Source organism: Bacillus sp. FSL W8-0183 (assembly GCF_038006825.1).
GTDB classification, from domain to species: domain Bacteria; phylum Bacillota; class Bacilli; order Bacillales; family Bacillaceae; genus Bacillus; species Bacillus altitudinis.
The window spans coordinates 2,110,783-2,135,752 of sequence record NZ_JBBOVY010000001.1 but is presented as its reverse complement, the minus strand read 5'-3'; the positions used below and the strand labels follow the sequence as shown (position 1 = coordinate 2,135,752).

Annotated in this window: 33 protein-coding genes; 23 read left to right on the top strand and 10 right to left on the bottom strand. The window is 40.3% G+C overall.

Annotated features, from left to right (window positions below):
• A complete protein-coding gene (locus NSQ64_RS11120; protein WP_341016498.1) occupies positions 1-402 on the bottom strand; it encodes a hypothetical protein in 402 nt (133 codons plus the stop codon).
• Between the two features lie 207 nt (positions 403-609).
• Between NSQ64_RS11120 and cgeC the strand changes: the two genes are divergently transcribed.
• From cgeC to NSQ64_RS11085, 7 genes are all read left to right on the top strand, one after another.
• Positions 610-930: a spore maturation protein CgeC gene (gene cgeC, locus NSQ64_RS11115; protein ID WP_041507065.1), complete on the top strand. Its 321-nt coding sequence runs from the start codon at positions 610-612 to the stop codon at positions 928-930.
• A 17-nt stretch (positions 931-947) separates the two neighbouring features.
• Positions 948-2,243: a glycosyltransferase family A protein gene (locus NSQ64_RS11110; protein ID WP_341016496.1), complete on the top strand. Its 1,296-nt coding sequence runs from the start codon at positions 948-950 to the stop codon at positions 2,241-2,243.
• Between the two features lie 156 nt (positions 2,244-2,399).
• Positions 2,400-3,776, top strand: coding sequence for a sigma-54 interaction domain-containing protein (locus NSQ64_RS11105; RefSeq protein WP_024718563.1), 1,377 nt, complete (start codon positions 2,400-2,402; stop codon positions 3,774-3,776).
• Positions 3,777-3,892: 116 nt separating this feature from the next.
• Positions 3,893-5,293 carry a lysine 2,3-aminomutase gene (gene ablA, locus NSQ64_RS11100; RefSeq protein ID WP_008346434.1) on the top strand — a complete coding sequence of 467 codons (1,401 nt, stop codon included), beginning with the start codon at positions 3,893-3,895 and terminating at the stop codon, positions 5,291-5,293.
• Between the two features lie 2 nt (positions 5,294-5,295).
• Positions 5,296-5,577 carry a YokU family protein gene (locus NSQ64_RS11095; protein ID WP_138278646.1) on the top strand — a complete coding sequence of 94 codons (282 nt, stop codon included), beginning with the start codon at positions 5,296-5,298 and terminating at the stop codon, positions 5,575-5,577.
• Positions 5,578-5,656: 79 nt separating this feature from the next.
• Positions 5,657-5,881, top strand: coding sequence for a YozE family protein (locus NSQ64_RS11090; protein WP_008346438.1), 225 nt, complete (start codon positions 5,657-5,659; stop codon positions 5,879-5,881).
• A 147-nt stretch (positions 5,882-6,028) separates the two neighbouring features.
• A complete protein-coding gene (locus NSQ64_RS11085; protein WP_008346441.1) occupies positions 6,029-6,709 on the top strand; it encodes a hypothetical protein in 681 nt (226 codons plus the stop codon).
• Here NSQ64_RS11085 and NSQ64_RS11080 read toward each other — a convergent pair.
• Positions 6,706-6,840, bottom strand: coding sequence for a hypothetical protein (locus NSQ64_RS11080; protein ID WP_017359686.1), 135 nt, complete (start codon positions 6,838-6,840; stop codon positions 6,706-6,708). The genes NSQ64_RS11085 and NSQ64_RS11080 overlap by 4 nt on opposite strands.
• A 119-nt stretch (positions 6,841-6,959) precedes the next feature.
• Between NSQ64_RS11080 and NSQ64_RS11075 the strand changes: the two genes are divergently transcribed.
• The 6 genes from NSQ64_RS11075 to NSQ64_RS11050 all read left to right on the top strand — a co-directional run bounded on the left by NSQ64_RS11075 (position 6,960) and on the right by NSQ64_RS11050 (position 11,294).
• The gene (locus NSQ64_RS11075; RefSeq protein WP_008346445.1) at positions 6,960-7,130 is read left to right on the top strand and encodes a YozD family protein; all 171 of its coding nucleotides are present in this window, start codon (positions 6,960-6,962) and stop codon (positions 7,128-7,130) included.
• A gap of 51 nt (positions 7,131-7,181) precedes the next feature.
• Entirely contained in the window at positions 7,182-7,790 is a 609-nt protein-coding gene (locus tag NSQ64_RS11070) for a phosphatase PAP2 family protein (RefSeq protein WP_341016489.1), read from the top strand.
• A gap of 54 nt (positions 7,791-7,844) precedes the next feature.
• Positions 7,845-8,162 carry a YodL domain-containing protein gene (locus NSQ64_RS11065; protein WP_007500756.1) on the top strand — a complete coding sequence of 106 codons (318 nt, stop codon included), beginning with the start codon at positions 7,845-7,847 and terminating at the stop codon, positions 8,160-8,162.
• Positions 8,163-8,272: 110 nt separating this feature from the next.
• Positions 8,273-8,968: a purine-nucleoside phosphorylase gene (gene deoD / locus NSQ64_RS11060; RefSeq protein ID WP_007500754.1), complete on the top strand. Its 696-nt coding sequence runs from the start codon at positions 8,273-8,275 to the stop codon at positions 8,966-8,968.
• A gap of 68 nt (positions 8,969-9,036) precedes the next feature.
• A complete protein-coding gene (locus tag NSQ64_RS11055; RefSeq protein WP_017367458.1) occupies positions 9,037-9,867 on the top strand; it encodes a M15 family metallopeptidase in 831 nt (276 codons plus the stop codon).
• A gap of 75 nt (positions 9,868-9,942) precedes the next feature.
• Positions 9,943-11,294 (top strand): IS3 family transposase gene (locus tag NSQ64_RS11050; protein WP_268356789.1). Its coding sequence is split into 2 segments (ribosomal slippage): positions 9,943-10,387 and positions 10,387-11,294, totalling 1,353 coding nucleotides; the frame shifts between segments, so codons are not numbered across the junction.
• A 62-nt stretch (positions 11,295-11,356) separates the two neighbouring features.
• Here the strand turns inward: NSQ64_RS11050 and NSQ64_RS11045 are convergent.
• Positions 11,357-11,620 carry a hypothetical protein gene (locus NSQ64_RS11045; RefSeq protein WP_024718566.1) on the bottom strand — a complete coding sequence of 88 codons (264 nt, stop codon included), beginning with the start codon at positions 11,618-11,620 and terminating at the stop codon, positions 11,357-11,359.
• A gap of 92 nt (positions 11,621-11,712) precedes the next feature.
• Complete coding sequence (locus tag NSQ64_RS11040; protein ID WP_268383302.1) at positions 11,713-12,411, bottom strand: class I SAM-dependent methyltransferase; 699 nt, start codon at positions 12,409-12,411, stop codon at positions 11,713-11,715.
• A gap of 151 nt (positions 12,412-12,562) precedes the next feature.
• Between NSQ64_RS11040 and NSQ64_RS11035 the strand changes: the two genes are divergently transcribed.
• Positions 12,563-13,948, top strand: coding sequence for a S41 family peptidase (locus tag NSQ64_RS11035; RefSeq protein WP_341016484.1), 1,386 nt, complete (start codon positions 12,563-12,565; stop codon positions 13,946-13,948).
• 40 nt (positions 13,949-13,988) lie between these two features.
• Here the strand turns inward: NSQ64_RS11035 and NSQ64_RS11030 are convergent, their stop codons facing one another.
• The 3 genes from NSQ64_RS11030 to NSQ64_RS11020 form a co-directional block, all read right to left on the bottom strand.
• The gene (locus tag NSQ64_RS11030; RefSeq protein WP_341016482.1) at positions 13,989-15,482 is read right to left on the bottom strand and encodes a sodium:solute symporter family protein; all 1,494 of its coding nucleotides are present in this window, start codon (positions 15,480-15,482) and stop codon (positions 13,989-13,991) included.
• Positions 15,467-15,685 carry a DUF3311 domain-containing protein gene (locus NSQ64_RS11025; RefSeq protein WP_017359680.1) on the bottom strand — a complete coding sequence of 73 codons (219 nt, stop codon included), beginning with the start codon at positions 15,683-15,685 and terminating at the stop codon, positions 15,467-15,469. Before NSQ64_RS11025 ends, NSQ64_RS11030 begins: the two co-directional genes overlap by 16 nt.
• Positions 15,686-15,922: 237 nt before the next feature.
• Positions 15,923-16,540, bottom strand: coding sequence for a nitroreductase family protein (locus NSQ64_RS11020; RefSeq protein WP_017359679.1), 618 nt, complete (start codon positions 16,538-16,540; stop codon positions 15,923-15,925).
• Between the two features lie 141 nt (positions 16,541-16,681).
• Here NSQ64_RS11020 and NSQ64_RS11015 point away from each other — a divergent pair, with 141 nt between their 5' ends.
• Positions 16,682-17,014 carry a winged helix-turn-helix transcriptional regulator gene (locus tag NSQ64_RS11015; protein ID WP_008346466.1) on the top strand — a complete coding sequence of 111 codons (333 nt, stop codon included), beginning with the start codon at positions 16,682-16,684 and terminating at the stop codon, positions 17,012-17,014.
• A 75-nt stretch (positions 17,015-17,089) separates the two neighbouring features.
• Positions 17,090-17,308 carry a hypothetical protein gene (locus tag NSQ64_RS11010; RefSeq protein WP_217967060.1) on the top strand — a complete coding sequence of 73 codons (219 nt, stop codon included), beginning with the start codon at positions 17,090-17,092 and terminating at the stop codon, positions 17,306-17,308.
• 40 nt (positions 17,309-17,348) lie between these two features.
• On the opposite strand, the gene NSQ64_RS11005 is transcribed toward NSQ64_RS11010, so the two are convergent.
• On the bottom strand, positions 17,349-17,822 hold the full coding sequence (locus NSQ64_RS11005) for a spore gernimation protein GerT (protein WP_024718570.1): 474 nt from the start codon (positions 17,820-17,822) through the stop codon (positions 17,349-17,351).
• An 86-nt stretch (positions 17,823-17,908) separates the two neighbouring features.
• On the opposite strand from NSQ64_RS11005, the gene rarD reads away from it, so the two are divergent.
• The 4 genes from rarD to bshB2 all read left to right on the top strand — a co-directional run bounded on the left by rarD (position 17,909) and on the right by bshB2 (position 20,209).
• A complete protein-coding gene (gene rarD / locus NSQ64_RS11000) occupies positions 17,909-18,820 on the top strand; it encodes an EamA family transporter RarD (protein ID WP_235683752.1) in 912 nt (303 codons plus the stop codon).
• A 78-nt stretch (positions 18,821-18,898) separates the two neighbouring features.
• Entirely contained in the window at positions 18,899-19,180 is a 282-nt protein-coding gene (locus tag NSQ64_RS10995) for a hypothetical protein (RefSeq protein ID WP_008346472.1), read from the top strand.
• The gene (locus tag NSQ64_RS10990; protein ID WP_008346474.1) at positions 19,177-19,527 is read left to right on the top strand and encodes a YojF family protein; all 351 of its coding nucleotides are present in this window, start codon (positions 19,177-19,179) and stop codon (positions 19,525-19,527) included. Before NSQ64_RS10995 ends, NSQ64_RS10990 begins: the two co-directional genes overlap by 4 nt.
• Before the next feature lie 16 nt (positions 19,528-19,543).
• Positions 19,544-20,209 carry a bacillithiol biosynthesis deacetylase BshB2 gene (gene bshB2 / locus NSQ64_RS10985; RefSeq protein WP_024718573.1) on the top strand — a complete coding sequence of 222 codons (666 nt, stop codon included), beginning with the start codon at positions 19,544-19,546 and terminating at the stop codon, positions 20,207-20,209.
• A 21-nt stretch (positions 20,210-20,230) separates the two neighbouring features.
• Here bshB2 and NSQ64_RS10980 read toward each other — a convergent pair whose 3' ends face one another.
• A complete protein-coding gene (locus NSQ64_RS10980) occupies positions 20,231-21,598 on the bottom strand; it encodes an MATE family efflux transporter (RefSeq protein WP_341016476.1) in 1,368 nt (455 codons plus the stop codon).
• A gap of 59 nt (positions 21,599-21,657) precedes the next feature.
• On the bottom strand, positions 21,658-21,783 hold the full coding sequence (locus tag NSQ64_RS10975) for a hypothetical protein (RefSeq protein ID WP_003215647.1): 126 nt from the start codon (positions 21,781-21,783) through the stop codon (positions 21,658-21,660).
• Positions 21,784-21,864: 81 nt separating this feature from the next.
• On the opposite strand from NSQ64_RS10975, the gene cdaS reads away from it, so the two are divergent.
• The 3 genes from cdaS to NSQ64_RS10960 all read left to right on the top strand — a co-directional run bounded on the left by cdaS (position 21,865) and on the right by NSQ64_RS10960 (position 24,893).
• Positions 21,865-22,491, top strand: coding sequence for a sporulation-specific diadenylate cyclase CdaS (gene cdaS, locus NSQ64_RS10970; protein WP_341016474.1), 627 nt, complete (start codon positions 21,865-21,867; stop codon positions 22,489-22,491).
• A 404-nt stretch (positions 22,492-22,895) separates the two neighbouring features.
• Positions 22,896-24,227 (top strand): C40 family peptidase, encoded by a 1,332-nt coding sequence (locus NSQ64_RS10965; protein WP_024718576.1) that lies wholly within the window; start codon positions 22,896-22,898, stop codon positions 24,225-24,227.
• Between the two features lie 87 nt (positions 24,228-24,314).
• The gene (locus NSQ64_RS10960; protein ID WP_268383314.1) at positions 24,315-24,893 is read left to right on the top strand and encodes a superoxide dismutase family protein; all 579 of its coding nucleotides are present in this window, start codon (positions 24,315-24,317) and stop codon (positions 24,891-24,893) included.
• Positions 24,894-24,970 lie beyond the last annotated feature (77 nt).

Genomic DNA, 24,970 nt, shown 5'->3' with positions numbered 1-24,970 from the left:
TTAAGTTGTGAACGTAACACTTTCCACTTTATCTACATCTAATAGAGTTGTTGCAGAGCCTGTAGGTGTCACAGAGCTTTCCTGTGTGACAAAAACAATACCAGTAGAAGCATCGAATGCTACGAATTGAACGGGTCCAATTAAGTCTCCAGAGTCCATCACAATACTAATAACTGTTCCTGGTGTAAGTCTTGCGAAAATCCACCTTGCTCCCTGAGATGAATTAAGTGCTGAAGCAGCATCTGAAGTTGATGCTTCAGCTGCGACTTCACTTAATAAATCGTTTAATTTATTTTCCAATTCTGCACCTCCTTCTTCGAAATTAACTGTTAACGCATGACTAAGCGGTTTGAAGAATAGTTTCAATAGTTCTTTTTTTAACTCAGTACGATTGTCATTCATTTTATCCCCATCCTTCCTTCAACAATTGAAACACACCACTATGTATATGCAGTTCAGTTTTTTTGGTATAAGCAGAATGCTCATTCCTTGTTCTTTTTTCATTTAATGACTTCACACATTTTTTAAAATGTTTTCAAATGCTGATGCTAAATGAAGTGATTCTCATACTCTAGTAAAGATCAAACGAGAAGAAAGAGGGAATTTTGAATGGAATTTGAACAATTATTAAATGGCTGGAACAAAGAATTACTAGAAACAGAAGGAATACTCGAAGTTGTGTTGATTTTGCTTCTTCTTCGTCTTTTAGAGGGACGTGAGGAAGAAAGTGAGTCAGAAATCAAAGAGTTGCTACGCCAGTGGCTTGAGCTCGGCATTCCGCTGCCACGTGTTCATTTAGTCAATGGTGAGGTGCTGCAAAACGTGGTTGTTGTTCAATTGTTTCATACAGTGGCGGTTTTTAAAAATGCTACGAATCAGCTAAGAGTGAATGTTCCTTACACAAATATTGTTAGTTGGGGAGCTTTTTAATCTCATTAAAAAGGATAATGCCCATGAAAGTATCGGTGATTTTAACAAGCTACAATAAACCTGATTTCATTGATCGTGTGTTAAAGAGTATGATAGAACAAACATATCAAAACTGGGAGCTTTTGATTATGGATGATGGCTCGGAGCCAGAAACATTAAAAAAGATTCAGCCCTTTTTAAACGATGAGCGTATCCACTTGTATCCGCATACTGTTCATCCTGCAAAAAGGCTGATGACTGTACGTTATGCGACGCTTATTAATGAAGCATTAACACGAATATCAGGGGAGCTTATTTGTTATTTAACAGATGATACAATGTATTGCAAAGATCGTTTACAGAAAATGGTGGATGTTTTTCAATCAAAATCACATGTAGATATCGTTTATTCCTCGCAGCGTGTGGTCCATATTGATAAGCATCTAGTGGAAACAATGACCTTTGTTCGAGAAGCGGAACATGTGTTAGAACATGCGTCCTTTCAAGTAGATCACTGTTCGGTCATGCATAGAAGACGCTTGCTTCCTTTGATTGATGAGGAATTTAGGCAATATTGGGATGATGACCCGAAGCATTGGCATCATGCAGATTCTGTTTTTTGGATGCGGTTGAATCATTTTGCTGCGTTTTATCCATTAAAAGAGGTACTCGATATCACATTTAAAACACCCCAATCCTTTCATCACATGTTTTCAAGTATGCCGTATGATGTAATTGATGGGACGGTCATTGAAAGAGAAGGGGCTTATTTTCAACTTGCTTATGGGAATCTTCATGAGATTGACAAACGATGGGTTCATGAAAAGAAGATACGTGCGATTCGTGTCCCTTTGATTTGTGCGATGAAATATGAGGTGAAAGATAAGCGCGTTGTGCCGAACTATACAGTGGTCACCGCAGATAATGGAAGAACGATTTATTATATTGAAGATCAGAAAAAAAGACGATTTGCTTCAAAACGTGATATGCAATATTTTCAGTTTCATCCAAAAGAAATGTGCACCGTTTCAAACGAACTGCTACAGACATTAGACGAGGGCAAAATCATTCAAGTATCTCCTGAATTCAGCCCGCCAAACCGCCGGCTTTTTAAATGGCAACGGGATGTCTATTTATTTGTTCATGATACCTTCTGCCGTATTGCCCCTGAGGTGGTCAAGTTATTCGCATTTTATCATCAGCCAATCAAATTATATCCTTCCCACTTTACTTTATTTCAAGAAGGGAAGTCGATTGTTCCATTGTATATGGAATCTTTCCACGAGTTTGACATGTCTCTTTATCAAACGTCAGGACGAAAGCACTCCTCATAAGAGGGGTGCTTTTTTTAGAATTGACGAAAAAAGCAGGAGATCGAAAGGAAAAAGCGAAACGTGAAAAGGATAGGGGAACACGTTGAATATCATCAAACCGCTGAAAATTGGGCAATACTGTGCCGGATTTTCGGCATAGAAAGTGAGGGGGAAATAGTGGGGAAGGTTGTCGAAAGAGCGGATTGGTTTGAATTAATTTTAGAAGCCATCGATGAAGCGATTCACGTTGTAGACGATCAAGGGGTCACCATCTTTTATAATCATAATGCAGCGAAGTTCGATTGTTTAGCGAAAGAAGAGGTGATTGGCAAGTACATACTGGATGTGTATCCTTCATTAACTGAAAAGACAAGTACACTCATGCATGTACTTAGAACAGGAAAACCCATTTATCATTCGTTGCAAACCTATTTGAATAAAAATGGAGAAAAAATTGAGACCGTCAACACCACACTGCCCATTATGGAAGGCAGCAAGTTAATTGGGGCGGTAGAAGTAGCGAAGGATGTGTCGAAGCTGTCGGCGCTTTCGAATCGTTTAGATCAAAAAAAACGAACGGATGGTGCCGCGGAGACCACTCAAATGCTCGATTTTTCTTCATTTTTAACAAATGATCCACACTTAAAAGAGATGCTGGAGAAAGCGAAAAAAGCTGCTGCATATCCTTCATCGGTTATGGTCTTCGGGGAAACTGGGACAGGAAAAGAGGTACTCGTACAAGCGATTGTTCATGCATCTGATCGGAAAGATCAAGTCTTTATCCCGCAAAACTGCGCTGCTCTTCCAGAATCGCTGCTTGAAAGTCTTTTATTCGGGTCTGTCAAAGGAAGTTATACGGGCGCAATAGATCGCAAGGGGCTGTTTGAGTTAGCAGATGGCGGTACGCTTTTTCTTGATGAGCTGCAAGCGATGCCGCTTACGCTTCAAACAAAATTACTGCGTGTGTTAGAGGATGGTGTTGTCCGCCGGATAGGTGATGCAAAGGCGGTTCAAGTAAATGTCAGAGTGATTACTGCCCTCAATATCGACCCATTTGAAGCCGTTAAAAAACAAATGTTAAGAGAAGACTTATTTTATAGACTGCATGTGTCATCATTTCATATCCCGCCGCTTCGCACAAGGAAGCATGATATCCAGCTGTTATCCCGCCACTTTATTCAAACGTATCATCAGCAATTTTCTAAAAACGTCAACCGCCTTTCTGAAGAAACCGTCCAAGTATTTATGGCCCATCAGTGGCCAGGGAATGTCAGAGAATTAAAACATACGATCGAGCATGCCGTCTTGATGATGCCAAAGGAAGCAGAAGAAATTACCCCAGCATATCTCCCTGCCCATTTGCGGACGCATCAGATAGAAAGTCATCCGCCAGAGTCCTCATTAAAAAGTCAAGTGACGTCATTTGAACAAACGCTGATTCAAGAAGCTTTAAGACAGCACGCAGGGAATATTAAGCAAACGGCAGCCGCTTTAAAAATTCCTCGACAAACATTGCAGTATAAACTAAAAAAATATACAGATGCCGAAAAGTAGGCGCTTCAAACAGGTGAATGTGACGGAAAAGCTCCTTTTGTAAAGAATAGGGGCATTTTCCCATGTTGGCACATAACTTGCATAGTATAAAGTGAATGCTGATAGGGGGAATGGATATGAATCAAAAACTGTATCAACCTGCGCGACATTGGAAGGACATTGAACTTTGGAAGGACGTACCCGAGGAAAAGTGGAACGACTGGATTTGGCAGCTGACGCATACGGTCAAAACGCTTGAAGATTTAGAAAAAGTCGTGAACTTAACAGAAGAGGAAAAAGAAGGGGTGAAGATTTCCACGAAAACCATTCCACTCAACATAACACCCTACTATGCCTCACTGATGAATCCAGACGATCCAAGATGCCCAATTCGTATGCAGTCTGTACCGATTGCAGAGGAGCTTCATAAAACAAAATATGACCTCGAAGATCCGCTCCATGAAGATGAGGATTCACCTGTTCCAGGTTTAACGCACCGCTACCCAGATCGTGTGCTGTTTCTTGTCACAAATCAGTGCTCCATGTACTGCCGCTATTGTACGAGAAGACGTTTTTCCGGTCAGATTGGGATGGGCGTGCCGAAAAAGCAATTAGATGCCGCCATTGGATATATTAGAGAAACCCCTGAAGTGCGGGATGTGTTAATTTCAGGCGGTGACGGGCTGTTAATTAATGATCAAGTGCTTGAATACATTTTGAAAAACTTACGAGACATTCCTCACGTTGAAATCATTCGAATTGGAACACGTGCACCGGTCGTTTTTCCGCAGCGAATTACAGATGAATTGTGTGAGATTTTAAAAAAATATCATCCGGTTTGGCTGAACACTCACTTTAATACAAGCATTGAAATTACAAAAGAAGCGAAAGAAGCGTGTGAGCGCCTTGTCAATGCTGGCGTCCCTGTTGGCAATCAGGCAGTGATCCTAGCAGGAATTAACGACAGTGTTCCAATTATGAAGAAGCTGATGCATGATCTCGTCATGATTCGCGTCAGACCTTATTATATTTATCAATGTGATTTATCTGAGGGGATCGGCCACTTTAGAACACCGGTTTCAAAAGGCCTTGAAATCATTGAAGGCTTAAGAGGACATACGAGTGGTTATGCTGTGCCAAGCTTTGTTGTAGATGCACCAGGCGGAGGAGGTAAGATCACCTTACAGCCAAATTATTTATTATCTCAAAGCCCAGAGAAAGTGGTCCTGCGTAACTTTGAAGGTGTGATCACCTCTTATCCAGAGCCGGAACATTACGTCGCAGGCCAAGCAGATGCGTATTTTAATGAAATCTATGAAGAAAAGAAAGAACCCGCCATTGGCATAACAGCTCTATTTGAGGACGAAGCAAGATCCTTTACGCCTGAAAATTTAAGCCGAATGAAACGAAGAGAGTCTTATGAGACGAATCCTGAACATGATACGCTCAAAAACAAACGCGAAAAACGAGATGAATTAAAAGAGAAGAAATATCAAGCCCAGCTCAAAAAAGAACAAACCGTAAAGGAGGAGAAATAACGTTGCTGACATGTGATTGGTGTGAGGAGAAGAAAGCGAACGCAGGACAGACCACAGTCTATTGGGAACTCATCACGGGCACACAATCGATTGAGATTTTGGAAACGCCTTCGATTTCTTGCACGCTTTGCGGGATGACGTATCAGAAGGATGAGACAGTAAAAGAGATAGAAGATCAATTAATTTTAGTCGATCAAACAAAACTTCCAGAAAAAATCTCATATGAAGAATTAATGAGCATGGAGCGGTTATTAAAGCGTAATTACTTTGATTTTTCTTCATAAGTTGTACCTCCGCCTATACAAGTCATCAAATTCCTGTATAATATAACAACAAAATAGAGTGTCGCGGAGGGAAAAACAGGTGAAGTCGTTTTACCATTATTTAATGAAGTACAGACATCCAAAACCGAAGGATGACATCAGTCATTTTGCAAATGCTGCTTATGAAGATCACAGCTTTCCTAAAGCATCCACTGATTATCATGAGCTATGTGCCTATTTAGAGTTAAATGGGGACTATTTAAGCTCCATGACGACATTTGACGAGGCTTTTGAGCAATACGAAGTAGAAGTCAAAAAAAAATAACACACACAACCGCTTGTTCCGTATGGAAGAAGCGGTTTTTTCATGAAGAAATAAAATGGCGTTTTGCATGGTGTGGTTGCCCATGCAGAATTCCTTGCGCCGGCATACGATACGTTAAGACCAAAAGTCGGGCAAGGGGGAGACAGAATGAAGGCGAAAGCACCAAAATATAAAGTAGGGGATATTGTCGTCGTTGTCATGTACGGCACAGTTGGAACGATAACAAAAGTCCATCAAATTGACCAACATTATCTATATGAGGTCAATCATAATGAGGTGCTTTATTTTGAAACATCACTTCAGCTTTACGATGAGTACGACGGGGTGATTGTAGATACAGAAAAGCTGGACATTGAATATGAGTTCCTCATTGGCGATGTTGTATATGTAAAGGATTACGGGAAAGAGCTATTTAAAATCATTGGCCATCGGACTGAGATATGGCGCTACCTTGAAGATGGCTGGGAAGATGTCATTTATGAACTGACAAGGTTAAAAGACGGAGAATGGCTGGAAACAGAAGAAGAAGACTTGACGCTTGTCCTAAGGAAATATGAGATGGATCAGTTTGTTCATCAGCTTCTTTTTGTGCATTACGTTGGAGAAACCTCAAAAGAAATAGAGGAAGATATGGTGCAAACCGCTCTATTACAGTTAGAAGAGAAACAAGAAAGCGAAGCATCACTAGAATTTCTCGCTGTATCTATAGTGGATGAGCTTCTTGATATTTACAATGATTATAAAATTCTCTATGAATTTTTCAAAGACCCAGAATATAAGGATATGATGGACTTTATTTTGGAAAGTTTAAACGAACATTTTGGTTAAAAGAAGACTTGTCCTAACACGAATAAAAAGTAAGGAACACAGAAAAAAGCAATCACATAAAACCATCCCCTCAAGATACGGCCCATCACCTGATCAAAAGTATGTCCATCTAAAATGCTTAACCATTTCATTGCCTCATGCCCCTTTTCTTTTCGTTTACTGCATTTATATGTATGGAATAAGCCATTATGACAAACTGTAATAAAAATAAGGCAGCGTTCATACATCATAAAAAAGGAGGCGGAAAGCAATGAAAGAAGCAGATTTGGTGATTGATACAGAGGAAATTGCAGAATTCTTCTACACGGAGCTGGTCAAAAGAGGGTACATACCATCTGAGCTGGAAACGTTTGAGCTTGCCGATATTACATTTGAATATATGCTGAGGAAAGCAATGATAGTTGAAGAAGAGGCGCGGTAGGCACTATACTTTGAAGAGATTCTGAGTAGAAAGGGAGGGGAATTGTTTCGCGTGTATGTCATCATTTTTTTCCTTTTGTTTGGCGCCATCGCTGCGCTTATGGTATCTGGTAAGTTTCAAGAATTGGACAACCAGATCATCTTATCGTTTGAGAACATCAGACTTCCTTTTTTAAATGATGTCATGCTGACTTTGACTGACTTTGGTATCAGTGCGCTGCTTGTCCCAATCATGCTCATCTTTAGCGTGGTGCTGTTTATGTATAAACGCTACCACTCTATTATGCTGCTTTTTCTACTATATATAGCAGAAAAAACGGTCAATCATGAACTGAAAGGACTGTTTGCTAGAGAGCGTCCAGGCTTTGATCATCTAGTGAATGAGACCTATTACAGCTTTCCGAGCGGTCATTCTATGAATGCAGCAACGATCTATCCATTTATCGCCTATCTATTAATTGAAATGGTTCCGTGGCTGAAAAAGAGACAAAAAGCAGTCTACATGGTGACAGGATGTTGTGTGCTGATGATCGGCATCAGCAGGATGTATATCGGTGTTCATTATGTCACTGATGTAGCAGGGGGCTTTGCGATAGGACTAGCTTTATTTCTCATATGTAAAAAGATTGACGAAAAATTGTCCGTCATTCGACAAAAATAGAAGAAGGAAATTCATAGATCCCAGCCAATTTTATATAAAAGGGGAGGGATTTGAATGCAATTGACGTTGAGATTTTTTCAAAAGAAACCTTCAGCTTATCACTTAACCATTTATCAAACACCTGAATATGGTGCAGAAAGCGGGCATCAACCTGTATACCGGACAAAGATTGGCGGCAGGACACACCTTGATGTACTGGAAAAAGCATTCTCGACATTTAATGTACAAGATACAGTCCCTAATGATTACAATGCACGGTTTATCACAACAGGGGATATCGTTGTGATTGATGACCAGAAAAAAGGGAAGTGCTACTACCAGCTCTTTCCGGCAGGATGGAAACGCAGTGAACGCCTAATGACGATGAGTTAAATATAAACGACGATGCCAGCTTTACTTTCAGCTGGTATTTTCTTTTTTGATCTCAATCGTTTATAATAAATGGGACTAAACACATGTTAAACGTAAGTGGAGGCTAAAAAATGAGTGTACATATTGGAGCAGAAAAAGGACAAATTGCAGAAACGGTATTGCTGCCAGGCGATCCGCTTCGTGCGAAATATATTGCAGATACATATTTAGAAGATGTTGTGTGCTATAACGAAGTGCGCGGCATGTATGGTTATACTGGAACATATAAAGGAAAACGCATTTCTGTACAAGGTACTGGAATGGGCGTACCGTCTATTTCGATCTATGTGAATGAGCTGATCCAAAGTTATGATGTTCAAAACTTAATCCGTGTCGGTTCTTGCGGAGCGATCAAAAAAGATGTCAATGTACGTGACGTCATCTTAGCTCAAACCTCATCAACAGATTCTCAAATGAACCGTGTGGCATTTGGACCGATTGATTACGCACCATGTGCTGATTTTGGTTTACTGAAAAAAGCCTACGACACAGCAGAAGCGAAAAATGTAGCTGTGCGTGTTGGGAATGTATTTACAGCAGACCAGTTTTATAATGAAAAACCACTTGAGTTGATGGACCAATATGGAATTCTAGCGATCGAAATGGAGACAACGGCTCTTTATACGCTTGCTGCAAAATTTGGCAGAAAAGCGTTGTCGATTCTGACAGTGAGTGATCATGTGCTAACAGGAGAAGAAACAACTGCTGAAGAGCGTCAAACGACATTTGACGAAATGATCTTAATTGCACTAGATTCTGTTTTATAATAGTATAAAGGGTGTGCTACGATGTAGCGCATCTTTATTTTTTTAGTAGAGCAAAAGGAAGGTATGTCATGAAGAAAAGCTATAAAATACTCTCAATCGCATCGATTCTTGGTTTGACGGCCGCATTATCAGGCTGCCAGTTGCTGGATCAGAAAAGCGGTACCACTGAATCTAACAAAACAAACGAACAAAAGAACGCAGCAAGTTCATCACCCCAGCAAAACTCAAACGATACGGCAGATTCATCTAATCAAGAGCTGACGTTAAAGAGTGAATATTTCAATGACATCAAGGTAGTGAGCGGACTGAAGACCATTCAAAACCCTGAAAATGTGCTTGCTTTAGTGAACAAAGAATATGCACTGCCAGGAACCTATAAACCTTCTGATCTCGTTGTACCAAAAGTGGAATTCTCTTTTTCAGAGGATATTGAAAAACGATATATTCGAAAAGAAGCAGCGGAGGCACTTGCGAAGTTATTCAAAGGTGCTAAAAAGGAAAACTTTGAGCTTGCTGCAGTATCTGGCTATCGTTCCTATGATCGTCAAAAAGTCATTTTTGATAGTGAAGTGAAACTAAAAGGGAAAGAAAAAGCTCAAGAAGCCGTAGCCTTACCAGGGGAAAGTGAACATCAAACAGGTCTAGCTATGGATATTTCCTCAAAAAGTGCCGGCTTTGAAATCTCTGAAAAATTTGGTGAAACACCTGATGGTAAATGGGTAGCCAAAAATGCTTATAAATATGGCTTTATCATCCGTTATCCAAAAGGGAAAGAAGACATCACGAAATATGAATATGAGCCGTGGCACCTGCGTTATGTAGGGAAAGAAGCTGCAAAAGCGATGCATGATCATGATTTAACATTCGAAGAGTACATGAACAAAGTGAAGAAAATATAAACAAATAAAAGGCCTCCCGAAGTGAAGTGCACCCCAAATATTAGACACAGTCTAACATTTGGAGGTGCTTTTCTTTTGGCTAAATTTACAATTGAAGATAAAATCAAAGCGGTAAAACGATACCTCATTGACCGCGAACCCCTGCTTGGAATTGCAAAACAGATTGGCGTGCACAAAAGCATACTTCAATATTGGGTCAGAAAGTATCAATATCATGGCGAAAAAGCTTTTTCAAAGTCATATACAAATTATCCAGTCCAATATAAACTAGACGTACTTGATTATATGAATGAACATGGGACGTCTATCTTGGAAACAGCTGCACTCTTTAACCTGCCTTCTGATACAACGCTTTGGAACTGGAAGCGCATCTTGGAAACACAAGGAGTAGACGCCCTTCAATCTAAGAAAAAGGGGCGTCCGTCTATGAAAAAGAAAACTGGAAAACAAGAAATAACGAAAGGATCAATGGAAGCGTTACAGGCAGAAGTAGAACATTTGCGCATGGAAAATGAGTATTTAAAAAAGTTGAATGCCTTAGTTCAAAACAAGGAACAATCACCAAACAAGACAAAGCGCAAGTAGTCTATGATTTAAGGCATCAATATCCGGTGAAATCACTTCTTAAGCTCGCATGTATTCCACGCAGTACCTACTATTACTTGATCAAGCATTTAGATCGTCCTGATCAGGATGTCGAACTGAAAAAGATGATTCAAACCATTTATCAGGAACATCAAGGACGTTATGGATATCGCCGGATTCGTGATGAACTAATCAACCGAGGACAAAAGGTGAATCACAAAAAAGTCCAGCGCATCATGAAAGTTCTAGGGCTAAAATGCATGGTCCGAGTGAAGAAATATCGTTCATACAGAGGCACAGTGAACAAAATAGCGCCTAATATTTTGGCTCGTCATTTTCAAGCTGATAGACCAAATGAGAAATGGGTCACAGATATAACGGAGTTCAAGTTATTTGGTCAGAAGCTCTATCTTTCGCCCATATTAGATCTATTTAATGGTGAAATCATTACCTATACAGTCGGTTCAAGACCTGTTTACTCACTCGTCTCAACGATGCTTCATCAGGCGTTCAACCGTTTAGATGAAGAGGAGAAACCAATGATACATTCTGATCAAGGATGGCATTACCAAATGAAGCAATATAGACACGCCTTAAAAAAGCGTGGGATTACACAGAGTATGTCCCGAAAAGGTAACTGTTACGATAACGCAGTTATCGAGAACTTTTTTGGTATCTTAAAGTCTGAATTTCTATACCTAAAAAAATTTGAGAACATCGAACACTTCAAGCAAGAACTTGAACAATATATTGATTACTACAATCACACACGTATAAAGACAAAACTAAAAGGCATGAGTCCGATACAATATCGAACTCATGCCTCGAAAGCTGTCTCATAAAAAAACGCGTCTAAATTTAGGGGGTCACTTCAAAGCTGGGAGGCCTTCTTTTATACGCCGTTTTAAAAAAAGAGCAAACCTGCTAATGCGAAGCCGGTAATAAAACCGAGTCCAATGCCATAAGCTGGACCCCAGCCATAATAGCCTCCGTAATAACCTCCGTAATAGCCAAATCCTAAGCCCCCGCGGGACCCGCCGACTGGTCGGATATAAACTTTGCGGTTTGTCACCCGCTCAATACGTCCAACATGTACTCTGCCATGACGATCAGTAATTCTAGCTACTTTCCCCATATGCTGCTGACAAAGTTTGTAGTAGCGCTCCATGTTTTTCCTCCTTATGACAAACTCTTTTCACTCTTATCCTATGCGAAAGACTTCATAGAGTTTGGACAAAACATATAGGAGATTCGCTCATTTTATACTGTACATTCAAATACAAGGTGACTCAGATGTTCTCGGTGTGTTTGAATCAGGTCATAGTGTGTCTGTAATGTATCATAAAGAGAAGGTGGTATTTGATCTGATAATTCCATTTCGGTCGGCTCTTCCTGCACCATGTGCTCATCGAATGAGAGAATCTGAATGTCACGGAATCCTGCGGACGCTAACTGTTTTTTCCATTCAGAAAATGAAAAGAGGGAGTGAAACCCATAAAACTCCCGAATGGCTGCCTGTTCTTTTGAGGGAAGCGGCACTTTTAACACAGCCTCATTTGCGATCAATTGTTTTCCAGGAGCAAGCACCCGTTTTATCTCAGCAAGCGCAGCAGGTAAATGGGTGAAACTTAAAACAGATTCACTGATCAGTAGAGAGAACGAGTCATCCGCAAATGGCAGGTGTTCGATCGATGCTTGCTGTGCACGGAAAGGTAGTTGTTCCCGCTCGAATCGCAGATTGGCTTTTTCAATCATCAAAGGGTGTGTATCAATCGCCTCTACTTCATAACCTAAATGTCCTAAATATGCGGCTGTTTGTCCTGTGCCGCATCCAACATCCAGTATACGATCGTCAGACGCCAGGTTGAGATGCTCAATCATCGTTTTTGTTAGCTCAATTCCACCAGGATGGGCACCTGATACCCCAAAATAAGCAAGCATTTCTACATAGTCACTCATGGAATCCCTTCTTTCTTTATCATGTTTCTCTCTAAAGATTATGCATTGCAGGGCGAAATGGCTTATCTTTTCAAATAGAAGTTTGATCCTTTGGTTGACGGATGAAGAATCGTCCTTGATAATAATGAAAGGAGATAAAGGTGGTGTTTTTTTGAAAAAACAATTCAAGTTCGTGATAGCCATTCTGGTGACAGCAGCGCTTTCCTCAGCGATTACATTTGTGATCACAAAACAAGGTGCTGTCAGCGTTTCAGGAGATGAGAAGTTTAGTAAACTCATGGCTGCATATACGAAGGTAAAAAACGAGTATTACGAAAAAACGGATGATCAAAAACTAGTAGACGGTGCGATTCAAGGCATGATTGCATCACTTGATGATCCATACTCTACATATATGGATCAGGAGGAAGCCGAAGGGTTTAACAACACCATTTCATCTTCATTTGAAGGAATTGGTGCACAAGTAGAAGAGAAGGATGGACAAATTTTAATTGTCGCACCGATTAAAGGCTCTCCTGCTGAAAAAGCTGGTTTGAAACCTCATGATCGTATTTTAAAAGTGGATAGTAAAAGTACAAAAGGTATGTCAGTGAATAAAGCTGTTTCTCTTATCAGAGGGAAAAAAGGAACGGATGTCAAACTGCATTTGAACCGACAAGGTGTTGGAAATGTGGATGTGACGATCACAAGAGATACGATTCCACTTGAAACGGTGTATGCAAAACTAACAAAAGATAAAATAGGCGAAATCCAAATCACTTCTTTTGCTGAAACCACATCTAAAGAGTTAGATAAAGCGATTGATGACCTCGAGAAAAAAGGGGCAAAAGGTTTTGTCATTGATCTGAGAGATAATCCAGGCGGCATTATGACAGAAGCAATTGAAATGAGCAATGACTTTATCGATAAAGGAAAAGTCATTATGCAGGTTGAGGAAAAAGGAAAGAAACAAGTGTACAAAGCGGAAAAAGAACGCAAAGTTCATCAGCCGGCAGTTGTTCTTGTAAACGGCGGTTCAGCGAGTGCTGCTGAAATCATGGCGGGAGCTCTGCACCAATCCTCTAGCATTCAACTTGTTGGAGAAAAGACATTTGGTAAAGGGACTGTTCAAAATGCGCAAAGCTACAATGATGGTTCTAGTGTGAAATTAACCATTGCCAAGTGGCTGACACCAGACGGGTCTTGGATTCACAAAAAAGGAATTGAGCCACAGGTGAAAGCATCTCTGCCGAGTTATGCGAAGCTGCCATACTTAAATCCGAAAAAGACGTATCAACTGAATGATGATGGAGATGAAGTCAAAGCGGCTCAAAAAATGTTCCAAGCGCTTGGCTACAAAGCAAAAGCCAATGGAGAATATGATCAAGCATTCCAGTCGGTCGTGAAAAGGTTCCAATCAGATCACGATCTAAAGGCTGATGGTATTCTGACAGGGGACACAACGACGGTACTGATGACAAACATCCAAGATAAGCTCAAGAAAAATGATACGCAAATGAAAAAAGCCATTGAAGTGTTGAAAAAAGAAATGAAATAGAAAAAGCAGTCCTCATCAGGGGACTGCTTTTTTTCTTGTGTTACGCTTTGTTAGCCACAGGTTCCGTTGTTTTCCCATTCTTTTCAAACAAATCACTTGTCACAGAATTAGATGTGACATTCTTCTGGAAGAATGGATTCAAAATCAGGATGACCACAACGTTTGCTAGTAAACCGAGAAAGCCTTCATAAAGGCCGAATGTCATTTGTGTCATATTCGCTGTAAAGGTCACGATAATTCCTACGATGAGCCCCGCAATCGTTGCTTCTCTCGATTGTTTTTTCCAGAACAAGCTGATGGCAATGGCTGGGAAAATTTGAACCATTCCAGAAACACCGATCAGCTGAAGCGTGACAAGCGCAGTCGGGAACAGCATTCCGAATAAAAGAGCAAGACCGATCACGATAAATACCATCGAACGTGTAATGATCGTTAACCGTTTAGGTGACACATTTGGATGGATTAAATCACGGTACAAATTATTGGCAAATAAATTCGACGCCCCAATGGCCATGATCGAACATGGAATGAGAGAAGCAAGTGCAATCGTTGAATACGCAAGCCCCTGCATCACGCCGCCATATGACGTCTGAATTAAATGAAGAAGAGCAAATCTTGGATTTGTATCTTCCGGTAAGACTAAAAAGGCAATGAAGCCAAGGAAGATGACCAAAATCAATACAATGTTGTAAAGAGGTAAAAACATACTGTTTTTACGGATGGCATCTGCGCTTTTGGCTGTGAAAACACCAGTTGCTGCATGAGCCCACATAAATAATGCGAGTGCAGAAACACCTGATGCGGTAATAAACCACAAAATGCCTTTAGGGCCGCTTTCAGGAATCGTCAGAAGCTGTGGAGCTTCCTTAGCTAACGTATTCATCATTGGTGTCCAGCCGTTAAAATGAATAATCGGGAGGGAAACGACCATAAAGAGCATGATCACCCAAACAAGAATATCTTTAATAATGGCTGTATATGTAGGACCTTTAATACCGCTGAAAAATGTATAAAGTGCAACTAAAATAAATGAAATCATAACCGCTGCATTCACATTAATATAACTCGTTCCAGCGACAGTTAATGTATCTTGAATCCCGCTTAGCTGAAGACAAATGTATGGTATGAGCATGAGTACACCAACAATGGCAATCAAACTGGATAACAGTTTACTGTCAAATCGCTCACGTGCATAATCAGCAAGTGTTGTCAGCTTGTGATTTTTTGCAACCGTCCAAAGTTTTGGTAAGAAGAAATACGCAATAAAATAAGCAAGAACTGAATAGGGGATAGCGAAAAAAGCAACACTTCCCGCTGTATAAGCTGTACTTGTGAGCCCTAAAAAGGTATAAGCAGTATATAAGTCTGCGCCAACAAGGAACCAGACGAGAAGCCCGCCAAATTTTCTCCCGCCAACAGACCATTCTTCGACTGATTGTCTTGATGATTTATCACGACCAGCGGCAAAACCGATGACCACGACGATGAAAATGATACTTGCAGTAATCAATAAAGCTGTTAAGTTTCCTTGCATTCGTCAGTTCCTCCATTTGAATGTTGCATCCTGTAAATGATAAATGTGCAAACGGGTGTGAGTACAATCCATAGTAAGAGCCAGAAGTGGAAAAAAGGCAGCCCGATGACAAATGGATGAATACGATTCACAAAGGGGAGCAGTGCAAGCTGTCCAATGAATGGAATCGCGATAAGTAGCGCCAGTATCAGTTTTTTGTTCATGTTTTCCTCCTCTAATATTTTGTAATTTCATAATAATAGCAGTTGTCAGATTAGATCACAAGACCATTTTCAGAAAAAACAATCATTTTTATGAATATCATACTAATATAACGCTTTCATTTTTAAAAAGAGGTAAATACTGAAGAATGAGAAAGGAAGACTTGAAAATAAGTATGGAAAAATAATATTTAGAGCAAATAAAAAAGCCCCAGCATGACGCTGAGACTGAGCCGTTTTTTATAGGAAATCAGATACTTCTTCGATGTCAAAACGATTGCTTTTGTGAGCTTCTTTTGCTGCTTTCCCGACAGAAATCAACATCACTGGTTCGTATCGACCACTCACATTGAATTCTTTCACGTACGCTTCTTTGCTGAAACCGCCCATTGCGCATGTATCATATCCCATTGCTTTCGCCGCAATCATTAACTGCATAGCAGCTAACGAAGCGTTTGAATACGCAGCTTCACGTGCATATTGCTCGCTTTGGTAAGCACCATTGATTTGCGTCATCAATGTTTCTTTAATATCTTCTGTGATGAAGCCTTGTTCTGCTAGCTCACTGTAGATTTTTTCACCCTTTAGATTGGCTTCAAGGTCACCTAGCACAGCAATCACAGCTGATGCTTGTGAGACTTGTTTTTGGTTGTAAGCAATTGGAAGAAGTTTTGCTTTTGATTCAGCACTATGGAAAACAGTGAAATGCCAATGCTGAAGGTTCCAAGCAGATGGTGCTTTTGTTGTGATATCAAGAAGCTCTGTTAACTCTTCTTTTGTCATTTCATGAGTTGTATCATACTCTTTTACTGAAGCTCTTTCTTTTAAAATGTCAATCGTTTTTTGATCGCTCGCCATATGGATATTTCCTCCCGTTTTTGCAAATAGTATGGTACAATAAATAAAAAAGTGAGAAACTTACTTATTGTAACTAGAGATATATTTTAAATTGTACACCGTTAGTTTGTCAAACGATTATGAAAAGAAAGGCTGAAATATATGGAATTTCAATTATGTCCAAACATTCAGCAAGCTTTTTTGCTTCTTGGCAAAAGGTGGAATGGTCTCATCATTCATGTATTGCTTGATGGTCCGAAGCGGTTTAAAGACCTGACGGACATTATTCCATCCATCAGTCAAAAAATGCTCGCAGAACGCTTAAAAGAGCTTGAGCAAGAAGGAATCATAAAGCGCACTGTACTTCCTGAAACGCCAGTCAAAGTCATCTATTGTCTAACCGAAAAAGGGAGTGCATTACATGGTGTGTTCGGAGAAGTATCGCGCTGGGCAGGGGAGTATGCTGGATCTCATGTAAAAAAGGAGCAAGCCTAGTTTTAGGTTTGCCCAAACGTTTTGTCTCCTAATGAATATGCTGATGTTAGGCACATGACAAAGGAGGAGAAAAGCATGTACCCTCATACTCCGTATTTTCGAGGCGGTGCCCCTAGCATTCCGCCATATGAATCTAGAGTCCCTTTGTTTTTTGGTTTTGGCGCTCCTTTAGTCGGCGGACTGCTTGGCGGATTTCTAGGAAGTGCGATTTTTAATTATCCTCGTCCATATTACCCGCCACCACCACCGCCTGTTCCACCACCTTATGGCGGCGGATATCCACCATATTATTAAGAAAAAAGAGTAAGCCTGCTTCCATTTCAAAGCAGGCTTTTTATAATGGAATATCAATTTCAGAAATGCCTGGATCATCATGCTTTAAAAACATAATTTCTAAAATACCATCTTGATACGAAGCCTTCGTTCCTTTTCTTTTCACAGCAGCAGGCAGGACAACCTTCTTTTGTTTATTCTCTTCAGGAAAATGATCAATAAACAGCAGATTGGCTGTATGTTTGATTTTTACTTTTTCCGTGTTCGGACGATCTAGCTCTATTTTGACAAACACGTGATCTGTCGTCTCAAATACTTCAACATTCGGCTCTTTCTTTTTTTTATCGTCTGTCTCTCTTGTTTTCTGCTGCTGAGACAGCGGATCCTGAAAGGGGAATTGAGCAGAATAATTGGAGCCGAAAACACTTTCCATGACTTGATTGACATATTGCTCAACGTCTTTAGGATCTGAATTTTTTAACGCTTCTTTTGAAAATTGCTTTTGAAAAGGAAATAATCGGTTCCAGTCAAACATGCAAATCATCCTTTCTAAATGCCCTGAATTAGTATATGCCCATAAAGTGATGTGCGTGCTATAATATACGATAGGTTTAGAAAGGAATGGTTAGATTGAACGAACAACAATCAAAAGGTGCCTTATATACGGCTGCATCTTTTACATTATGGGGATTGTTCCCATTATATTGGAAACTGATGGAGCATATTTCGTCAGGCGAAATTTTAGCGCACAGAATAGTATGGTCCTTTATTTTTATGTGCGGTATTCTTTTATATTTAAAGCAAGTCCGTCCAGCGATGCAGACTGTGAAAGGTCTGATGATAGATGGAAAAGCACTTTTTTCATTACTTTTATCGGCTATTTTAATTTCGGTCAACTGGTATGTATACATTTGGGCTGTAAATCACGATCTTATGCTGGAAGCGAGTTTAGGGTATTATATTAATCCGCTTGTATCAGTTTTACTAGGCATCATTTTCTTAAAAGAACGACTGAATAAAATGCAAACCACCGCCATTCTCATTGCTGCAGCTGGGGTCATCATCTCAACTGTTCAGTACGGCTCATTTCCTGTCGTGGCTTTCGTATTGGCTTTTAGTTTTGGGTTTTATGGACTGATTAAAAAAAGAATGAGTTTTACGAGTGCCATTGGATTAACCATTGAAACACTGCTTCTTGCACCAGCTGCGCTTGTTTACTTATTCTTCTTCTTAAAAGAACCTGTTGTCACGATGAATCCGAGCAGCTTCGGCTCTCTTGGGCTATTATTTTTTGCAGGTGTCTTTACAGCTGTACCGCTTCTTTTATTTTCTGAAGGAGCCAAAAGAATTCCTTTATACCAAGTTGGTATTTTGCAGTATATTGCACCGACCATTACACTCTTTTTGGGGCTATTTGTGTATCACGAACACTTATCTGCAGCAAAAATCGTGACATTCCTCTGTATTTGGGTGGCGATTTTACTATTTACAACCTCTCAACTCCGAATGAAAAAAACAGCGAATTCTCATTAAAGAGACGAAGCAGTTTGCTTTTTTTTGCAGGCGGATCATGTCATAATAAGTTGTTACCAAAACTGTAGAGGTGATCACATGTCATCAGTCGATGAGCTTGCACACGCTTATCAATCTTTATGGAAAAATCGGCAGCTTGATGTAGTGGATATGACTTCATTACACGAGGCGATACGAGATGATTTGCTTGATGCACGCACCCATCCTCGCGCAAGAAAGTCATTGCATCAAAAGTATGTACTCGCTGTGGAAAGAATTTTAGAAAGCACGATTGAGCAGGGTCATCAACTACAGCTGATCAGCTTACATACGAAAAAGCTGCGAGAACTAATTCAAAATGAAGGAAGGAACCACTCATGAAACCAATTCAAACGGAAGATGTCACAGCACATCTTGAATCGTTTTTAAATCGGCCAGTCTTCGTTCATCTTGAAACGACAACTGGTTCTTATTCAGCTCATGTGAATGAGCAAAATATGACGGTCGTGGCGTATATCCGCAACGCAAAAGTCGTTTATTCACAGGCAAAAATAAAAGGACAAGGTCCATACCGTGTCGGGATGAAAACAGAAGATGGCTGGATTTACGCAGAAGGTTTAACCGATTACGTGTTTGATGAACAAGGCCGCCTGCTGTTAGCAGGACACCTGCCAGACGGAAAACTAGCGATCTCATTACAAATTAGTGAAACACCATTTCAGGTGTAGGAGAGAGGGAACAGTGATGAACGAACATGTACTTGTGATGCTGCCTCACCCCGACGATGAATCCTTCGGGGTCGCAGGGCTCATCGCGCAAAGCAGAAAACGTGGAATTCCAGTGACGTATGCATGCGGGACACTTGGAGAAATGGGAAGAAATATGGGAAGTCCAACATATGCTAACCGTGAGACACTTCCTGAATTAAGAAAACAGGAATTAATCAATGCATGTAAAGAAATGGATGTCACAGACTTGCGAATGCTTGGTCTTCGGGATAAAACGTTGGAATTTGAAGATGATGAGTATTTAGCGGATGTGATGGAAAGTATTATTGATGAAGTGAAACCAACACTTATTGTCACATTTTATCCAGGTCATGGTGTACACCCTGATCATGACGCGACAGGTGAAGCGGTTATTCGTGCTCTATACCGCAAGAAAAAAGAAGACCGTCCCGTCACATACTGCATGGCCATTACGAAAAATCGAGAAGAAGTGCTAGGAAATGCCGATATTGTGATTGATATTACGGATGTAGCCGATATCAAATTAAATGCACTAAGAGCGCATAGAACACAAACAGAAGGCATGCTAAGAGAGCTTGAACAAAAGTTGAAAAACAAAGAACCAGTTGTCCAAAAATGGTTTGATGAAGAAATTTTCTGGACGTATCAATGGAATGACTAAATGAAAGGCAGCTGACTTCAGTCAGCTGCCTTTTCCTGTTGTATCAGAATGCATACGTCTTTCAATCAACCTGAGACGAACAAATAGGACGATGGCACCTGCGGCAAGCCCAGTAATCAGACCAATCCAATAACCGAACGCTCCAAATGAGGTATACGTGCCAATCAAGTAGCCAGCTGGAAGGCCGATGACCCAGTAAGAGACAAACGCAGCAATCAGTGTATAATTCACATCTTTATACCCGCGTAGAGCTCCCTGAATTGGTGCGGCGATCGCATCTGACAGCTGGAAAAAGATCGCATACATCAAAAAGTGCTGTGTCATTTGTAAAACAGCTGATTCAGTTGTATATAAACCAGCGATCTCAGGTCTAAATAACAAGATGAGTGCTGCGGTACATAATGAGAACAAAACAGCTGTTGCAATACCAATATAGCTGTAGCTTTTTGCGTCTTTATAACGCATGGCACCGGCTTCAAAACCTACAACAATCGTTAAAGCCATTGAGATACTAAGCGGCAGGATATATAAAATAGAAGCAAAGTTCATCGCTGCTTGGTGACTGGCGATTGTCACGGTATCAAAGTGACCCATTAAGAGCGTGACAGCTGCAAAAATACTTGTTTCAAAAAAGATCGCAAACCCAATAGGGATACCGATTTTCAGTATTTGACCCATTCGGGAGACGTTAAAACGAGGTAATGTCTGAAACAACCGAAAGGATGCAAACGGTTCGGCTTTGATGACAATACAAATACTCATGATGAAAATCGCCCAATACGTCATCGCAGATGCAAGACCTGCCCCTGCACCGCCAAGCTTTGGAAACCCAAAGTTTCCAAAAATAAAGAGATAATTTAAAACAAAATTAATAGGAAGTGCGGTTAACGTAATGAACATCGTCACACGTGTTTTTCCTAATGCATCAATGAAAGATCTCATGACTGAATAACCAAAAAGCGGGATGATCCCAATAGCAAGGAAGCTGAGAAAATGACGGGCAATGGTTTCTACGGATGGTTCAAGCCCAAGTCTCCCTAAAATAAAAGGAACACACAACGATCCAATGACAATCACCACGATACTTAAAAGAAAAGATAAATAAATGGCCTGGAAGACTGCACGAGGAACGTCTTCCCTGCGGCCGCCGCCCATCAGCTGAGCCACTATAGGGGTAACAGCCATTAAAATACCAGCGAGACCAGTATAAACAGGTGTCCAAATGCTCGAACCGATCGCTACACCTGCTAGGTCTTCTGCACTCACTTTTCCAGACATCACCGTGTCTAAAAATGTGATGAGCGAAAGACCTGCTTGTGTAATTAAAATCGGAATCAATATGGTTAAAAATTGTGCCAACTTTGCTCGAATACTATTCGTTTCTCTCATCATAAGTTCCTCTCTGAACAGAAATAACGAGAGGAATTATATCACGCTATGTAAAAAAATCAATTCTCCGTCGGATTATTTTTCTTTGAGGGCTTCGTTTTTTTGAACATTTGGGCATAAATAAAAGAAAGACTGACAACACCTAAAATGCTGCAAGCATATTGAATCACTTTTTGAATGGTCATATTGAATTCACCTCCATACAAATAGAATGTGCACAATTTGTTATTTTATGACACTAGCGAAAGAAGGAGGGACATGGTGAGATGATCAATCGCACAAATGAAGAAGCGATTTTTAAATTAGAAATGAAATCTCATTTAACGCAAATTATGATGGATGCAAGGAAAATCGTCGATTCGCTTGACCAGACGGAACAATGCCTTCTTTGTGAACTCGAATCATTGCATGATCAGTTTAATGAAATGCATGCAGAGGCTTCCTCATTTTATTTACAAGCATATATGGAAGAATTCACACCAGGTTTTGCTCAATTTTCTTTAGCCATTGAGAACTTATCAAAACAAAAGCATGGCGCACTGATTGTGATTCAAAGGAGAGATGAGGTGGAGGATTATATACAAAAAGGGACAAACCTCCATGCGAAAATTAGCGCATCATTAATAGAAAGCATTTTCTATCCTGGAAACCCACTTCATGATGGCGCCCTTTTAGTGAAAGAAAACACGCTTGTTTCCGCTGCAAATGTCCTACCGCTCACCTCGAAAAAAGTCAGCCCTTCTCTAGGCACAAGACACCGGGCAGCCATTGGACTTTCTGGCATGACCGATGCCCTTGTTCTTGTGGTATCAGAAGAAACAGGGAAAATGTCGTTTGCGAAAGAAGGCGTCCTCTATCCGTTAACTGTAAAAGATCAAGAAATCAGAAAGTAAACATGAACACAGCATTCTTCATTAGGAAGGGTGCTTTTTTTATTGAGGAGAAAAAACAGGTAATTAAGTAAAAAGTCATTTGATACAGAAAAATTTGTCATGTAGAATAGAACTATGAAACTAGCAACGTGTTTGTTTTGACAAATTTCTAAACGTCAACTTAAAAATTCCTTAAAAAATGTTTATAAAAACAGCAAACAGCCGATAGAAACGATATGGCTTTGTTTTAGCATTTTGAGTTTGCTGCTCTAAAACCTATTTAGTATTGCCCAACGTCTTCATGTCGAGTAATATTATAGAAATAAAGATAAAATAGTGTAAGAGAAGCAGAACCATTAAATGCTAAACTCAAAACTAGTACATAAGTCTTACGGTACGAAATCATGAAAGGCGGAGATTCATCTATGAAGAAAAAAGTAGTAACCGGCCTCACAGTTTCAGCGATCGCAGGCTCAGCTGTTATTGCTGCACCGGCAGAAGCACAGACGATCAAGGTGAAAAGCGGTGACTCACTTTGGAAGATTGCCGAACAGTACAACACAAGTATTTCGGAACTTCAATCTCTTAATCAATTAAAAACGACGATGATTTTTGCAGGACAAAGCTTAAAGATTCCTAGTGCAAAAAGTTCAAAATCCAGCTCATCAACAAGTTCAAAAGCAACGAAATCAAGTGCTTCAACAACATCTAGCTATACAGTCAAGCTTGGGGATTCATTATGGCTGATTGCGAAGAATCACAAAATGTCAGTTGCAAGTTTGAAAAGTTTGAACAGCTTAAACAGTGACCTCATTCGTCCTGGACAAAAGCTGAAAGTGTCTGGAACAGCGAAAACGAGCGGCAGCCAGTCCTCAAATTCAAACTCAACATCTAATTCTAGCTCAAGTAACAAATCAACGAATTCTAATAGTTCGTCGTCAGCATCTAGTACATATAAAGTGAAATTAGGCGATTCACTTTGGAAAATTGCCAATTCGTTAAATATGTCGATTGGTGAAATTAAAACATTGAACTCGCTAAAATCTGATACGATTTATCCAAATCAAGTATTGAAGGTAAAAGGAACGGTGACGTCAAAACCAAGTCAGCCGAAAGCACCTGCTCAACCTAGCACGCCTTCAAACAGCAATCAGTCTTCAAGTAGTAAAACCACATCTTATACGGTTAAATCAGGTGATTCATTATGGAAAATTGCGAATCAGTTTAAGGTGCAGGTTCAATCAATCCGCACAGCAAACAGCTTGAAAAGTGATGTGCTTAGAATTGGACAAGTATTAAAAATCAACGGAACAGCTTCCGGTTCAACTGGATCTAATGGTTCTACGTCAAATGGTTCAACAACACCGGTCAACAATAATAAAAATGACGTTCCAATGAATGCAAAAATCACGACAATGATTCAAGAAGGTAAAAAGCTCACAGGCATACCTTACAGATGGGGCGGCAATACACCAGCTGGATTTGATTGCAGCGGCTTTGTTTACTATCTCATTAATAAGGTTTCATCAGTATCTAGATTGAGTACAGCAGGATACTGGAATATGATGACGCCTGTCAGCACACCACAAGTTGGAGATTTTGTTTATTTCACAACGTACAAAGCAGGTCCTTCTCATATGGGACTATACCTAGGTGGAGGAGATTTCCTTCATGCAAGTGACAGCGGAGTAGGAATTTCAAACTTAAGCAATCCTTATTGGAAAAAAGCCTATCTAGGTGCGAAACGTTTCTTCTAAAAAAGCCGATTTTCGGCTTTTTTTGTTTGCCGGTTGCTGTGATTGTCCATACTGATAACAAAAGGGGGCAAAAGGGGGCAGTCATAAATGAAAAAGTCAGTGTGGATGATCATGATATGTTTGATCTTTACCGCATCAGCATGTCATGCACCGCCAAAAAAAGAAACGACAGAAGAAACAAGAGAAGTTGCCGCACCTAAACAAGCACCAGTCACAACGTCACTCATAAACGAAAGCGGGCAAAAAATAGGGAGCATTGAAATAAGAGAGTCCTCAGAAAATGGGCTGGATCTGCATGTGAAAGCGAAAGGACTGCCGCCAGGTCCTCACGGCTTTCATATTCATGAAACAGGAATATGTGAAACGCCAAATTTTGAAACGGCGGGGGCTCACTTTAATCCGACCCATAGAGAGCATGGCTTCGACAACCCAAAAGGGCATCATGCTGGAGATATGCCTAATTTAGAAGTAGGGGCAGATGGTCAAATTGACGTCGTTGTGAATGTTCCGAATGTGACGGTCAAAGGAGGCCCGAATCAATTGGTTGATCAAAACGGGCGAAGTTTCATCATCCATGCAGAAGCAGATGATTACTTAAGCAACCCTTCTGGCAACTCAGGGAAACGCATTGCTTGCGGAGCCATCACAAAAGAAATGGTAAAATAACAGAAGACGAACCTTTATGTATTGAGTGCATAAAGGTTTTTTTAGTATACTTGGTGAGGAAAATGATCGAAGAGAGG